This is a genomic window from Staphylococcus sp. FSL K6-0223 (assembly GCF_038008285.1).
Window position 1 is genome coordinate 786,237 of the sequence record NZ_JBBOYX010000002.1, and the last position, 13,899, is coordinate 800,135.

Annotated in this window: 12 protein-coding genes; 4 read left to right on the forward strand and 8 right to left on the reverse strand. The window is 30.3% G+C overall.

Features of this window, described 5'->3' with window-relative positions; translation table 11 throughout:
• Positions 1-106: 106 nt before the first annotated feature.
• The 4 genes from menB to MHI13_RS14690 are packed head-to-tail and all read right to left on the reverse strand — an operon-like array spanning position 107 to position 4,729.
• Entirely contained in the window at positions 107-925 is an 819-nt protein-coding gene (gene menB / locus MHI13_RS14675) for a 1,4-dihydroxy-2-naphthoyl-CoA synthase (RefSeq protein WP_002435362.1), read from the reverse strand.
• The gene (menH, locus tag MHI13_RS14680) at positions 918-1,721 is read right to left on the reverse strand and encodes a 2-succinyl-6-hydroxy-2,4-cyclohexadiene-1-carboxylate synthase (RefSeq protein WP_064210273.1); all 804 of its coding nucleotides are present in this window, start codon (positions 1,719-1,721) and stop codon (positions 918-920) included. Before menH ends, menB begins: the two co-directional genes overlap by 8 nt.
• Positions 1,708-3,381, reverse strand: coding sequence for a 2-succinyl-5-enolpyruvyl-6-hydroxy-3-cyclohexene-1-carboxylic-acid synthase (gene menD, locus MHI13_RS14685; RefSeq protein WP_064210274.1), 1,674 nt, complete (start codon positions 3,379-3,381; stop codon positions 1,708-1,710). Before menD ends, menH begins: the two co-directional genes overlap by 14 nt.
• Positions 3,368-4,729 (reverse strand): isochorismate synthase, encoded by a 1,362-nt coding sequence (locus MHI13_RS14690; RefSeq protein ID WP_030065153.1) that lies wholly within the window; start codon positions 4,727-4,729, stop codon positions 3,368-3,370. Before MHI13_RS14690 ends, menD begins: the two co-directional genes overlap by 14 nt.
• Positions 4,730-4,907: 178 nt before the next feature.
• Between MHI13_RS14690 and MHI13_RS14695 the strand changes: the two genes are divergently transcribed.
• The gene (locus MHI13_RS14695) at positions 4,908-5,846 is read left to right on the forward strand and encodes a 1,4-dihydroxy-2-naphthoate polyprenyltransferase (protein ID WP_023350491.1); all 939 of its coding nucleotides are present in this window, start codon (positions 4,908-4,910) and stop codon (positions 5,844-5,846) included.
• Positions 5,847-5,901: 55 nt separating this feature from the next.
• On the opposite strand, the gene MHI13_RS14700 is transcribed toward MHI13_RS14695, so the two are convergent.
• The gene (locus MHI13_RS14700; protein ID WP_064210275.1) at positions 5,902-6,453 is read right to left on the reverse strand and encodes a GNAT family N-acetyltransferase; all 552 of its coding nucleotides are present in this window, start codon (positions 6,451-6,453) and stop codon (positions 5,902-5,904) included.
• A gap of 196 nt (positions 6,454-6,649) precedes the next feature.
• Between MHI13_RS14700 and MHI13_RS14705 the strand changes: the two genes are divergently transcribed.
• Positions 6,650-6,778, forward strand: a complete 129-nt coding sequence (locus tag MHI13_RS14705) for an SAR1012 family small protein (protein ID WP_002435341.1) — start codon at positions 6,650-6,652, stop codon at positions 6,776-6,778.
• A 470-nt stretch (positions 6,779-7,248) separates the two neighbouring features.
• Positions 7,249-7,863: a winged helix-turn-helix domain-containing protein gene (locus tag MHI13_RS14710; protein ID WP_047796102.1), complete on the forward strand. Its 615-nt coding sequence runs from the start codon at positions 7,249-7,251 to the stop codon at positions 7,861-7,863.
• 136 nt (positions 7,864-7,999) lie between these two features.
• On the opposite strand, the gene MHI13_RS14715 is transcribed toward MHI13_RS14710, so the two are convergent.
• From MHI13_RS14715 to MHI13_RS14725, 3 genes are all read right to left on the reverse strand, one after another.
• Positions 8,000-9,244, reverse strand: coding sequence for a lanthionine synthetase C family protein (locus MHI13_RS14715; RefSeq protein WP_064210276.1), 1,245 nt, complete (start codon positions 9,242-9,244; stop codon positions 8,000-8,002).
• The gene (locus MHI13_RS14720) at positions 9,237-12,218 is read right to left on the reverse strand and encodes a lantibiotic dehydratase (RefSeq protein WP_064210277.1); all 2,982 of its coding nucleotides are present in this window, start codon (positions 12,216-12,218) and stop codon (positions 9,237-9,239) included. Before MHI13_RS14720 ends, MHI13_RS14715 begins: the two co-directional genes overlap by 8 nt.
• A 96-nt stretch (positions 12,219-12,314) precedes the next feature.
• Positions 12,315-12,449: a gallidermin family lantibiotic gene (locus tag MHI13_RS14725; protein WP_002469996.1), complete on the reverse strand. Its 135-nt coding sequence runs from the start codon at positions 12,447-12,449 to the stop codon at positions 12,315-12,317.
• A 1,072-nt stretch (positions 12,450-13,521) separates the two neighbouring features.
• Here MHI13_RS14725 and MHI13_RS14730 point away from each other — a divergent pair.
• A complete protein-coding gene (locus MHI13_RS14730) occupies positions 13,522-13,896 on the forward strand; it encodes a hypothetical protein (protein ID WP_064210278.1) in 375 nt (124 codons plus the stop codon).
• Positions 13,897-13,899: the final 3 nt, after the last annotated feature.

Sequence of the window (13,899 nt, forward strand, 5' to 3'; positions counted from 1 at the left end):
TTGTAGGGTAATCATTTCTCAACTAAAAAAGATAACTATGAATATAAAAATCCACTTGATCGACATCAATCAATCAAGTGGATTTATCTATATTCTCACTAAACGCTTATGGGAATTTAGGGAATTGGTCGAAGTCAGGATCACGTTTTTCCTTGAAAGCATCGCGTCCTTCTTTCGCTTCATCAGTTGTGTAGTAAAGTAGTGTTGCGTCTCCAGCCATTTGTTGTAAACCAGCTAAGCCATCTGTATCGGCATTCATTGCTGCTTTTAAGAAACGTAAAGCAGTTGGAGAATGTTTCATCATGTCTTTACACCATTGAACTGTTTCGTCTTCAACTTTATCTAAAGGTACTACCGTATTAACTAAGCCCATATCTAGAGCTTCTTGAGCATTGTATTGACGACATAAGTACCAAATTTCTCTCGCTTTTTTATGACCAACGATACGTGCTAAGTAACCAGAACCATAACCAGCATCGAATGAACCTACTTTAGGTCCAGTTTGACCAAAGATTGCATTGTCTGCAGCGATTGTTAAATCACAAACTACATTTAATACGTTACCGCCACCAATGGCATAGCCTCTAACCATTGCGATAACAGGTTTTGGAATAACGCGAATTAAACGTTGTAAATCTAGCACATTTAAACGAGGAATCTCATCGTCACCTACGTAACCACCGTGACCACGTTTCTTTTGATCTCCGCCTGAACAGAACGCTTTGTCGCCTTCACCAGTTAAGATAATAACTGAAATATTTTGATCATCACGCGCACGTGAAAATGCATCAATCATTTCAGCTACTGTTTTAGGTGTAAACGCATTACGTACTTCAGGACGATTAATCGTTACCTTAGCAATCCCTTCGAAAAATTCATATTTTATTTCATCATATTCTCTAAGTGTTTCCCACTGTCTAGTCATTTTGCTCCTCCTTTAAAAAACCTAATATTATTGTATCAAATTCCGTACTATCTTCCACATGAATTGTATGCCCAACATCTGAAACTTGTACAGTTCGACTATTAGGTATCTCTTCTTTTAATTTCTGTCCTATTTGAACAAACTTTTCATCTTTTTCACCTGTCAAAATTAACGTACGAACACGAAGCGACGACACTTGTGGCCAAAGATTCGGCATATTGCCCGTACCATAATCCCGAAGCGCTTTAGCCAACCTCACAGGATTCTGGCTCATTCGATTCGCCCTAATAGCCTTCCGTACCTCAGCATCCAATTCATACTGCGACCGGAAAAGCGGCAACTTCTCCCAATCATTCACGAAGATTTCCAATCCAGCAATTTCAAGCACCTTCGCACGAGCCGCATCCACTTGAACACGTTCCACTTTATCCGCTTCCGATTGAATCCCCGCTGAAGTACTTTCTAAGAGCAACCCACGCAGCGCTACACTGCCATTTAAAGCATAGTATAGCGCTACGCGGCCGCCCATAGAATAACCAAGAAGGTACACGTCATACATGCTATATTGACTCAGTACCTCATCAAGCGCATGAGCAATATACGGGAAATCCCAAGTATCACTCATGTCCGAAGTATCCTCACCATGTCCGGGTAAATCAATGGTTAATACATTTACATGTTGACGAAGTTGCTCAATATGACTGTCATACGTTGTCGAATCACTAATAAAGCCATGCAACATCACAAGCAATTGTTTGCTATCATTTTGAGATTTAAAAAAATTATAATGTAACATTAACGATATCACTCAACTTCTTATATAAAATTTGATGTTGTTGCAAATTATCCTCTCGACTCGTTAAAACTTCATATATATGAGAACCCATCGCTGATAATTCCATATATTTAAAGTCTGTTAAGTTTTCAAAGCGTTCAAAAGTAAAATCATATAATAATGCAGTGTGCTCGAAATCTAAACCTGTTGGTGTACCGAATAGTCTTTCGAAATATTCACTAGCTGAATCTTTTTGAGGTAAATAAGAAAAGATGCCACCACCATCATTATTCACAAGCACAATATTAATATGAATATCATTTAACTTCGCCATTAATAAACCATTCATATCATGATAAAAAGATAAATCTCCAATTAAAAGTGTCACATTTTTATGAACTGCCATACCTATCGCAGTTGATACCACTCCATCTATACCGTTTGCACCACGATTAGCAAAAACTTCCGCTTCGGTTTCAAACATTAAATTATCAACATCTCGAATAGGCATGCTATTTCCAACGAAAAGCGCATCTTCATTTGATAATTTATGAATAAGTTCGCCCACATAAGCAGCTTCGTCAGATGCATGGTTCAAGTAATCTTTAATTTCAATGCGGGATTGTCTTTCTAATGATTGCCACAATTCTAGCCAATCTTTACGTTGAACATTCTCTTCCTCTATTAAAGATCTAAAGAAATCGTTCGCTGAAATTTCATAAGAAATATCCGGTGGTGTTGGAAAGACATCAATTTTGTCGTTATTTTGTACTAATATTTGATAAGCTGGTGTGCGTTTAAGCCATTGATTTAACTTTTTAGAAATGACGGGCTTGCCCACTCGAATAACAAAATCTACATCTAAATCTAAACCTGCACGATAAAGTAAATCATACGTGGTAATCACATTAGGATGATTATATTTACGTAATTGGCTTAGTGGATCAGCCAAAATAGGCAAGTCATAAATTGTAGAATACGTCAGAATTTGGTCGACCTCTTGATGTTGCAAGTCACCTACGATAATAAGGCCTTTTTTCTTCTGTAATGTTGCACTAATATCATGAACAGCAATACTCTTCTGGTAATGCGGTAATGTTTTATTCTCAGATGTGAGTAAATCAACACGATCCATATCAGGTGTCAATGGCTCTCTAAATGGCATGTTGAAATGAATCGGACCACGATGCGGCCCATATAGATATTGGCTCGCAATTTGCATCTGATAATGTATCGTATCTAGCAATTGCTCACTACCATCTGCGATAGGTAAATCAAATTGGAAATTGACATAATTACTAAACATATTCACTTGATTAATCGCTTGAGGTGCGCCTACACTACGTAATTCATGTGGTCTATCGCTCGTCAATACGATTAAAGGCAATCTACTAATTTGGCTTTCAGCGATTGCTGGTGTATAGTTCGCTGCTGCTGTTCCTGATGTACACAATATCGCAACTGGTTTTTTACTTCCTTTAATAAGTCCTAATGCGAAGAATGCTGCGCTTCGTTCATCAGGATGTATCCAGGTTTTAATTTTCGGATGTGCCTCTAATGCAAGGGCTAGCGGCGTTGATCGTGATCCTGGACTAATTACCACTTCACGTACGCCATATGCATATAATTCAGATGCGAACGTGAAAACTTGTTGCGTCAATGCATCGCTATGATTTGTCATAATTATCTACTCCTAATGCATTCATCATTGGTGAAAATTTGACTGCTGTTTCAGCGACTTCGCTATCAGGATCAGAATTCTTAACTATACCGCAACCTGCGAATAATGTAGCTTGGTCTCCTTTGATTAACATCGAACGAATCGCAACAATAAATTCGCAATCATCATAAACGTCAATGAAACCTACTGGAGAACCATAAAGTCCTCGAGTTCCAAATTCTTTATTCTCAATAAATTCTAATGCCTCATCCTTTGGATAACCACCTAGAGCTGGTGTAGGATGTAAGCAATCAATTAAACCAATGTATGATTTTTCGTTTAAATGCCCTTTGATCTCTGTATATAAATGATATAAATGATCGTTTTTTAAAATATTAGGTGTTTCATTGTACTCTACATCTTGTACGAAAGGCTTAATATCATTCAAGATACTTTCCACTACAAATTGATGTTCACCTAAGTTTTTCTTATCTTTTAAGAAAGCTTTAATATTCGCTTCGTCTTCTACTTCGTTGTGAGAACGTTTAATTGTTCCCGCGACAGCCTTTGTCGATAGTACACCATCCTGAACTTTAATGAGTTGTTCAGGCGTTTGTGAAAAGAATATAGATTGATTAGATTCTAATAAGAACATATAGCTATTCTTTTCATTTTTTAAAGCTTGATTTAAAACGTAAGGAATATTAATATCTTTATTAAATTTTATTAAACGTCTACGCGCGAGTACAATTTTTTTAGTTTCATCAATTGTTTCTATCGCTTCTTCAACGAGTTCTCGCCAATCGTCTTTGTAGATGTCTTCCACACGTGTAACATCTCCAAGACTATCTTCTGTTTCATTAACTTCTGTATTTTCAAAATATGAAACTACTTCTTTAAAAGTTTCAATATTAAAATCTTGGCGTTCAGTAGTATAAGTGATGAATGTGCGGTCCCCTTCAATAGATATCAATACTTTAGGTAATACAAAGTGATTTAACCCGTACTCTCGCCACTCATCGTCTGATTTATGACTTGAAAATTGAAATCCACCACATAATCTTAGGTGATGTTGACTTGTATTAGGATGTATTAATTCGATCTCATTTTTTAAATTTTCCCATTCCTTAAAGATAGACTGCTTATTTTCAAAGTTATTTTTAAACCTTTGAACTGCATGATATCCAAAATATGAAGAATGATTGTCATTTAAGCGCATATAAAAGCGATCGCCAGCATCCTGTTCTGTTAAATAAAATAAAGTACTTGGATCAATTGTTCTATTTAATTCAGTTTCAACAGACACCCAGTCCTTGGTGCTCGCATACAATTTATCGACAATGTCTTCTTCTTTAACATTCACAGCCATTCTTTTCACTTCTTTCTCCTTCGAATTTTACTCATTAGTATATTGTATCATTTTTGAATTCATGTGTTATCATTCTTGCTTAAACTAAACATGCAATTTTTCACGTCAATTGACCTTTATCTACGATTCCTTTAAAATGTTTATGTTAAAACTATATAAATAAGAGGTTATGCATATTATGGCAGATCAATATCAACAATATTCAACTGTTAAGAAATACTGGCAATTGATGAGACCTCATACTTTAACCGCAGCAGTCATCCCAGTTTTAGTCGGAACAGCTACTGCAAAGCTTTATCTACTAGGTAGTGAAGACCATTTGAAATTCAGTTTATTCCTAGCCATGCTTCTTGCATGTTTATTAATACAAGCTGCAACAAACATGTTTAATGAATATTATGATTTCAAAAAAGGTCTTGATGATCATAACTCTGTAGGTATTGGTGGCGCTATCGTGCGTAATGGTATGAGTCCAAAACTTGTCATGAACATAGCGATTGCATTTTATATTATCGCAGCATTATTAGGTATCTTTTTAGCTATACAAAGTTCATTCTGGATTATTCCAGTCGGCATCGTTTGTATGGCAATTGGTTATCTTTACACTGGTGGACCTATTCCAATCTCATGGACACCATTTGGCGAACTATTTTCCGGCTTATTCATGGGAATGATTATTATAGTGTTATCATTCTTTATTCAAACAGGAAATGTTCAAGGTTATGCTTTCTGGATTAGTATTCCAATCGTTATTACAATTGGACTTATTAATATGGCAAACAATATCCGTGACCGTGTTAAAGATAAAGAAAGTGGCAGAAAAACTTTACCTATTTTACTAGGTAAACGTGCCTCTGTGATTTTCATGGCAGCCATGTATATAGTTGCTTATGTATTCGTTATTTTCACAGCATTATTCAAAGCACCAGGATCACTATTTTACTTATTAGTGTTATTATCATTCCCTATGCCAATTAAAGCTGTAAGACGTTTTAATAAGAACGATACACCAGCTACTATGATGCCAGCTATGGCAGCTACAGGTAAGACCAACACAATATTTGGTCTTTTATATGCATTAGGAATATATATTAGCGCACTTTTAGGTGGGCTTTAATTTAATACTTTTGAAAATGAACTCGGCAATGAAATTACATTTCAATGTCGAGTTTTTAATTTAATGTCATATGATGATACTGATGCCCATACAAATCAATATCTCCATTTTGTTTAAATCCTAATTTAGTATAGAGTTTTAAAGCGCCCTCATTCTCATAATCACAATTCAAACTCCATTTCGCATTTTTATCAGTCTCAATTAAATGTTTTAACAATTGCGTAGCGATGCCTTGACCTCTGTATTCAGGAAAAGTAGCCACCGCTTCAATATAGAATTCATCATTGTAAGCTTCTTGTTGAGGTAATGGTGTACCTAGTTCACGAATATCCTCTTCAAGCGGTAAATTCAACCATTGTCGCTCTAAATCTAGCTCCTTTTCACCTGGATAAGCTATAATACAACCAGCCACGACACCTTCTTTTTCATATACCCAAATATGCTCATAATACGTACGATATTTAACATTTACAATGCTTAATTCTATCGCCTCAATTACACGTTTTTTAGTAAACGTTTGAGTCAGCTCTAACTCCATATCTTGCCATATGATATAGCATAATTTAGCAATTTGCCTATTATCACTTGGACGCGCTCTTCTAATCATCATTCATTCCCCTTTTTAAATAGGTTGCAATATTATTATATATAATCTCTGTGATTTAATAAAATTATTACTAACTGGGCATCAAGTTGATGAGTAAATTCAATGTTGGATGTTTAAAAATTCTTAAAATTACTTTTAATAAGCTATAATCAAGGGTAAATACGTATAATAAATCAATCATAAAGGGAGAATAATTATGGATATCATTAGAAGAGTTTTTAGAATTTTAATCACAGGCTATATTGTTAAAGCCATTAGAAACCTCATATCTGGAAAATCAGGAAAATCTAACAATGGCAATGACAATGAGAATAAAGAAAAATAAATACTAAGAAGTTTATTAATGGGAACATTACATTTGTTTGAGAAACACTATATTTTAAATATGTCGAACTAATCACGTACGGTTAGTTCGACTTTTTATTAAATAAAAACTTCTATTAATAATTAAAAGATATTCATTATAGTAATGTAATAAAAATGTCGAAATCTTTATTTAAAATTTTATGGAATATTGTAGTGAAAACCCTTACAATATATAATGTGAAATTCAGATAAAAAACTAAGGTAAAATAATCCATAAAATCAAATTAATAATTCTAAAAAGTAGTCATTATGATTAATAATCAGAATTTTCTAAATATAATGTTTTATCTCCTTTTTATAGCAAGAATGATTAAAATTACTTTAAATGATTGAGGTGAAATATATGCTAAAAGAAAAAGATAGAGAAAGTAAGTGCTATAGAGTCATATTAAATATTTTACAATATATTAAAGGAGTGAGTAGTTATAAGTGTTTAATATCCAAATTTTACCTTCTATAAATGAAATAGAAAAAGAAAAAATACTAGACATTAATGACTGCATTGTTATTAATTCAAAGAAGTCCAAACCCGATTTGCTTATCATTTGGGAAACTAGTAACGAATATAATCAGATGATAGAAAATAAAGTGAGTTCAATACCTATCATAGTAATCACTAAAAATAATAACAAAGACCGAAAGTATTACTTTTATGAAAAAGGTGTAGCTTTATATGTCATCCTCAATGACGAAGACCATTATTTCATAGAGTGTCTCATTATTAACGAAATAAAAAAGCACTTACACTACCTTCGACCTCAGCTGCTCATCGATTTTGAAAAGCAATTATTTATTTTTAAGGACAAAAAATATGCACTCTCCCACATTGAATTGCAAATTCTAAATTATCTATACCAAAATGTGAACCAATACGTCTCCAGCAAAGATCTAAAAATTCAAGTTTGGGATACCTTAGAATATGTAGATTCTAATACTATAAATGTTTACATTCACAGATTAAGATACCATCTTCAAAATTGCGATAATTTGGAAATTATAAATAAAAGATCTACAGGCTACAAATTAGTTATCAAAGATAGATAATTAAATTCATAGTCAGTACAAACACGAAACAATCCTCAAAGTATTATAAATTCTATTACTTTGAGGATTTAATATTATACTACGATTAAAATCTTAATTGTTTACTATTGGTTAACGCTCTAACGAGACGAAATTATTAGCTAATTAAAAACATATTTTTCCAACTTTTTTCTAAATAATTACTATGAGTGGCTTGATAATCTAATAATGATAAAAGAATACCTATCTGTCCTTCTAATAACCCCACCTTATTTTTATAACGTGTTTGATTATTTTCTAATTCGATATCATAAAACATAAACTGATTTTCAGAAGAATAATGTGACAATATCTTTTCCTGGATTAATTCTAGATAACTATTAACTTCTTGTATATTAAAGTATCTATTTACATTATTTAGAATAGTTAAATGAGAAGATAGACCATGACAAAACGTTGGACTCAATAAATTATCATTATTCAATCTAATAATTTTAATTATTAAATTTTTAGCTTTCTCAATGAGATCTTCATTATTTAAAGCTAAACCTAATAGCCAAATTGTATTCATTATCCCAGTATCCCCGTAACACCAGCCATTTCTGATAGAGTATGAAGGATAATACTTTTCTGCTAAATCATAGCGATCAAGCCAACTTTGATTATATTGAAATTCAGTCTTAAATAAATATTCCGTAATATCCGAAAGTAAACTTGAATGATTATCAATTTCCACTCCTTTTATTTTACTAAGCGCTAACAACGAGAATGGACCTAATATGCCATGTGCTAAACCTAAATTTATATTTCCTAAAGAAAACCTTTCTTTATCTAAATTTAAAAATTGATTATCCTTAGAAACAATCCAGTGTCTTTTTGAATAATGTATATCTTTAAAATGATTCATTATTTCTAACAAACTAGAAATAACCTTGGGATTTGCATCTACTCTGTTTAACAAATACCTACCAATACCCGCTAAACCTCTTACCACATCATATTCTCTAGGATTAGCTTCTGTATTTATACACGTCATTTTTCTATTGATAAACTCGATTAAATAATCATCTAGTGTCTGCAAAATATTTCGATAATGTAAATGACCATCAGATACCACATCAATTGAAAATGCTATACCTGATATACCACTAAACAAAGAATAACCTTCTATTCCTCTTTCTAATTCTTTGCCTATCCTCAACACATATTTATGTATTAATTCATCAAAGTTAACGTGGTATAAATTTTGAAATTCATTTAAAAACAATATCACTCCAGGATAACCATGGGACAATGTATAAGAACTCCAACAATCACTCTTATTCTCAATTATTGCTGTAGCATTTTCATAGTGTGATAAAAATTCAACTTCTTTTTTCATCATTGCTTCGACTTTATTCATTGATAATATCACCACACCAGTATTTCTTTGTCTTCTCTATTTCATTAAAAATAGAAAGTACAAATTTCTCTTTATCTCGATTAACGCCAAATACTCTATTACATCTCATATGAATCAAACTGCCAATAATATGTGCTCTAGGAGTAGATAAACCTTTACTTAAAGCGACTTTTAATTTTTCAATTTCTTTATAATTGTTATATAAAATTTGATGAAGTTTGGGTAGCTTTTCATGTAAATAGCAATAATTATCTCTAGGGTTAGTAAGTTTAAACATCTCATTTTTATATTCTCTTATCTCATTATTACGATATAAATTTTCAACATTGTTATGTCTAATTTCATCAATTTCTTCTTGGCTTATATCTAATTCATTTATTAAAAAAATAATAGTTATTGCTACAATAAATTCCTTAGGATAATTAAATGTTTGATCAATGATATGAATTGCCAACCAACTATCATACATAAAATAATCCTCAATGATCTCAATTGTTTCAATACCACCATATCTGTTGATTTCAGGTTGATATTCTACAATAGCATAAGTAGATAATTCAGATTCTTTAAGCCACTTTTGTTTAAGTTGCATTATCTCATGATATAAATGTATTGAATCATTTGATTTACTTAATAAACGAAGCTTAATGAAATGATCATTTTCTCTATATTTAATGAAAAAGAAACTTTCTAAGTGACTATTATCAAAAAGTTCTCTTAAACACGGTAATATATATTGAATTAAAAATTCATTTTGATAGCTTTCATCAATATACAAATGTATTGAAAGCCATTCCCTTTTAGTTTCCAATCGCTTATAAATGTTTTTAGGAATCGTTATTCTTTTTTCATTAGATTTAGCTTTTCTATATATTGGCGTCACAATTTCTATCACTCTATCATTGTTAGACTTAGATATAAAATCCTCTAAAAGACAAACTCTACCTTGCTTTTCAATTTCTTTTTTTAATATAGATATATGCGCATCATTAGACAAATTAATCGTTAACCTATTATCGCCAAAAGCCATATTGACATCATTAGGGATATTATAAAATTGTTGGATCTTATGAAATTGTTCAATCCAATTTTCTTTTTCACTACTAGAAAACATATCATTATTTAATTTCCATGTTGCGGGCTTTAAAATTACATTTTTATATCTAATTCTAGGACAATAATTAAATCCTTCAATTCCATCGTCTTTAATAGGTTGGATAAATTTTGTATTACCTAAGGACACCTCTCTGAGAAACCTATATAAATTAGAACATAAAACATAATTCAACATAGAATGAGTAATAAATAAGATTCTTGAATTTAAAGTTTTAGAAAATAAATATAATTTATCAAAAGTACTTCCAACATATAAATCGTCTAATGTAATTGAACTACATGGCATATCTAGGTCAAGTTCTTTAAATTTTGTAGTACCAGAATGATTAATATTTAAATTTCTGGCATATATAGGAATTTCATTTATATGAATAACTTCAGTGCTATTTTCATTACTATATTCAATATATTGTTCATATATTTCGTTATCTAATTGCTTACGTATGTCTCTATCAATTTCCTGAGAAAATCGCCCCATCGTCGCGCCAGCATTGAAAGAAGATACAATAGGACTAATCACCAAAAATTCATCATATCCATTTATAATATTTCCATAATAAAACTCACTATATATTTCTGAAGATAAAGGCGCTCTCTCGATAGGAATAGTGTCTTTCTTTTCTAAGTCTAAGAAATCATTTTCAGTGATTTCTATCTCTTCATTATGAGAAAGTGCGTAATAATATTTTTCTTTCAAAAAAGGACTATTATTTTTTATAGATTTATCTTCTTTAGCGCAATAACCCATACCATTGATATCAGAAAGTAATTCCTTTAAATTTACAATTTGTTCTAAACCATATTTTTCTAAAAAACTATAATGAAAATCATGATTAGTGCTAATACCCAAATCATCTGGAGAAAGTAACCATAGTAGATATGCAGCTTCACTAATATTTCTAGCAATTTTCTTACTTAAATAATTATTTTTAGTTTGAATTTTAGTATCAATTTGAATATACTCTTTAGCTTTAAATAAATTACTCATCAACTCTCGAATTCTTAAAAAGGTTTTCTTACCTTTTCCAATTTCCATAATTTGGTACTTCATCATTTCAAAATGTATAAGTTGAAGTGATCTAATAAAATCATTATCAAAGTCTCTATAAAAGCATAATAAATAATCTAACGGGTTTTCTTTTTTTAAAGCAGTTCTTAAGCTAGTAAATATTATTTCTTTGTCTAATAGATTTTGTATAAAACTTTTTATTTCCTGCTCGTCATTAATTAAAAATTTTTCTGAAATTAATTTTATTAGATCTTTAAATGTTAAATCCTCTTGCAAGCTTTGTTTAATGAATTTAAGCAAATCATTATTTTTGATTGAGACTAGTTCTTTATTATTTTCCTGAATGAGACATGTTTGATTATCCAAATATATACGCTGGTCGGTAATGTAATTTCTTTCATTCCAAATAACATAACTATCTTGATAATAATCATAATTACTTTCTAAAAAATGAATTAATTTGCTTAACCAAGACCCATCTATTTTTACGCTTTTATAATAGTAATTAACATCTTCTTGTATTTGTATATTTGTTTTTTCAGCAAGTTGTCCCAATGATACGCCACTTAACAATCCATATGGCGTGCCCCTCGTACTCATTCTAATAAGATATTTTAAAAAGCTCTCTTTAGCATTACGCGCTTTCTTCTTCTCACTATCAAATGAGATATTAGTTAAGCTTTGATATAAATGATATGTCGTAGTCAAAATGGTTTCTTCAATAATTTTGTTTTGAAAAAAAGAGGAATAATCTATTTCATCATTTTTTAAATAAGTATTATAAATAGAAACAGGAAGTAAAGGAGCTCTAATAATGTAATAGCTAGACGTATTAAAAATACTTTTCATTTATTCACCTCTAAAAATAAAGCAGAGCCCTTTATAAGGAACTCTGCTCAAACATTGCACTTAAATCAACACTTTTTACTAGAGAATTACAAGTTTTTACCGTTTAGCGCATCCATCCGTACACCATATTAAACTTGTATTAGGTGGACCTGATTCTGAATTATTCATGTCTCTCGCATTTACTTTAACGTCAAGATCAAAAAGTTCTTTCTTTTCTTTAACAACTTTCATTCGAATCACTCCTTAATTTTTTTAAAAGAATATTTAAATTCTTTTCAATTACATATTAATACGAGTTTAAAAATATTTCTATATTTTATCATTATTATTACATATGTGTAATAATATAATAGTTTAAATTAGTACTAACTTTATTAAATAATGAGAATACAGTGTTATCACATATACTTACACTCTAAAGTAAAATTTACATATTAAAAAGCCATGACTGTATAGTCATAGCTCCACTTAAATCTAAGTTATTCAATTATACTTCCTAGTCTTATAGTAAACGAATACTATAATTTTTATAAAAAATACACACTTTTTTAGGAAATACCATATTCTTTAACCTCATAGTAGTCACTAATAAAACAGTGACATTTAACAAAAACAAATATAATTAATAAATAATGATGACTTCTTAATAAGAATAAATTTATTATACAAATTAGCTTTATCTTCTTTATATACAAAAATAAAAGCATTTTTATGCCTTGTAAACAATCCAGCTAACAGATTGAATTAATTAGCAAGCTTAACTAGTTTGAATTGTTTACTATTATATATTTTTAATTACTATTAGCAACTCTACCCCTCTATACTAAAACTCAAAACCAAAACTTGTTTAAATCTACTTTATTTTAAGTATTATTCGTACACTTTGAATTATATTTCAATTCACTATTAAACAAATTTTACGCAATACTTTAATTCAATATTTTAGAATTTTATTATCGAACTTTTGTTTAATATTATATATAATATGCTTATAGGCTTTAAGTAGGTTTTAAAATAAGAATTAACATTAGTGATCAACTATAAAATGCTACTCATGAATTTATTGCTACATATATAATTGACTATATGATGTTTTTAAAGCGATAAAATTTCATAGATTAAAAAGCAAATGAAATAGCGATAAATAAAGAGAACGCTAACTTACTAATAAATTAACCATTAGTATAAGTGCGTTCTCTTTTTTATATAAAAATTATGCATAATTTAAACTTTTAATAGGAGTTGATGTTTAAAAACAAATAACAGATATACAATTTCTAAAACTAAATAAGGAGTGAGAATTATGCATCAATATAAGGAGCTGATTGATGATATTAATGTTAAATATATAGAGATGCCTAATAAATTAGAATGTTTAATCTCGGGTAATGATTTATACATTAATGAACGCTTATCATCATCTGCTAACATTAGAGAAACATCTGATTCTTATTATTTAAAAAGCAATGAATTAACTTCATTAATCCCTTTAAATCAAATAGAACATGCAGTTACTACACACAACTGCACTACCCTTCTTAAACTTAGTAAGTTTTTTAAACTTCCTACTACTTTTATTTTTCTAAACCTTTATTTCTACTCTATTAAATATTCTAATTTACCTTTTCTCAATATATTACAAATCAAAATTTTAACAACTCATCAAATAGATACATAGGAG

Coding starts and splice junctions, on each gene's coding strand:
- menB (WP_002435362.1), bottom strand. CDS start 925: ATGACTAGACAGTGGGAAACACTTAGAGAATATGATGAAATAAAATAT.
- menH (WP_064210273.1), bottom strand. CDS start 1,721: ATGTTACATTATAATTTTTTTAAATCTCAAAATGATAGCAAACAATTG.
- menD (WP_064210274.1), bottom strand. CDS start 3,381: ATGACAAATCATAGCGATGCATTGACGCAACAAGTTTTCACGTTCGCA.
- MHI13_RS14690 (WP_030065153.1), bottom strand. CDS start 4,729: ATGGCTGTGAATGTTAAAGAAGAAGACATTGTCGATAAATTGTATGCG.
- MHI13_RS14695 (WP_023350491.1), top strand. CDS start 4,908: ATGGCAGATCAATATCAACAATATTCAACTGTTAAGAAATACTGGCAA.
- MHI13_RS14700 (WP_064210275.1), bottom strand. CDS start 6,453: ATGATTAGAAGAGCGCGTCCAAGTGATAATAGGCAAATTGCTAAATTA.
- MHI13_RS14705 (WP_002435341.1), top strand. CDS start 6,650: ATGGATATCATTAGAAGAGTTTTTAGAATTTTAATCACAGGCTATATT.
- MHI13_RS14715 (WP_064210276.1), bottom strand. CDS start 9,244: ATGAATAAAGTCGAAGCAATGATGAAAAAAGAAGTTGAATTTTTATCA.
- MHI13_RS14720 (WP_064210277.1), bottom strand. CDS start 12,218: ATGAAAAGTATTTTTAATACGTCTAGCTATTACATTATTAGAGCTCCT.
- MHI13_RS14725 (WP_002469996.1), bottom strand. CDS start 12,449: ATGAAAGTTGTTAAAGAAAAGAAAGAACTTTTTGATCTTGACGTTAAA.
- MHI13_RS14730 (WP_064210278.1), top strand. CDS start 13,522: ATGCATCAATATAAGGAGCTGATTGATGATATTAATGTTAAATATATA.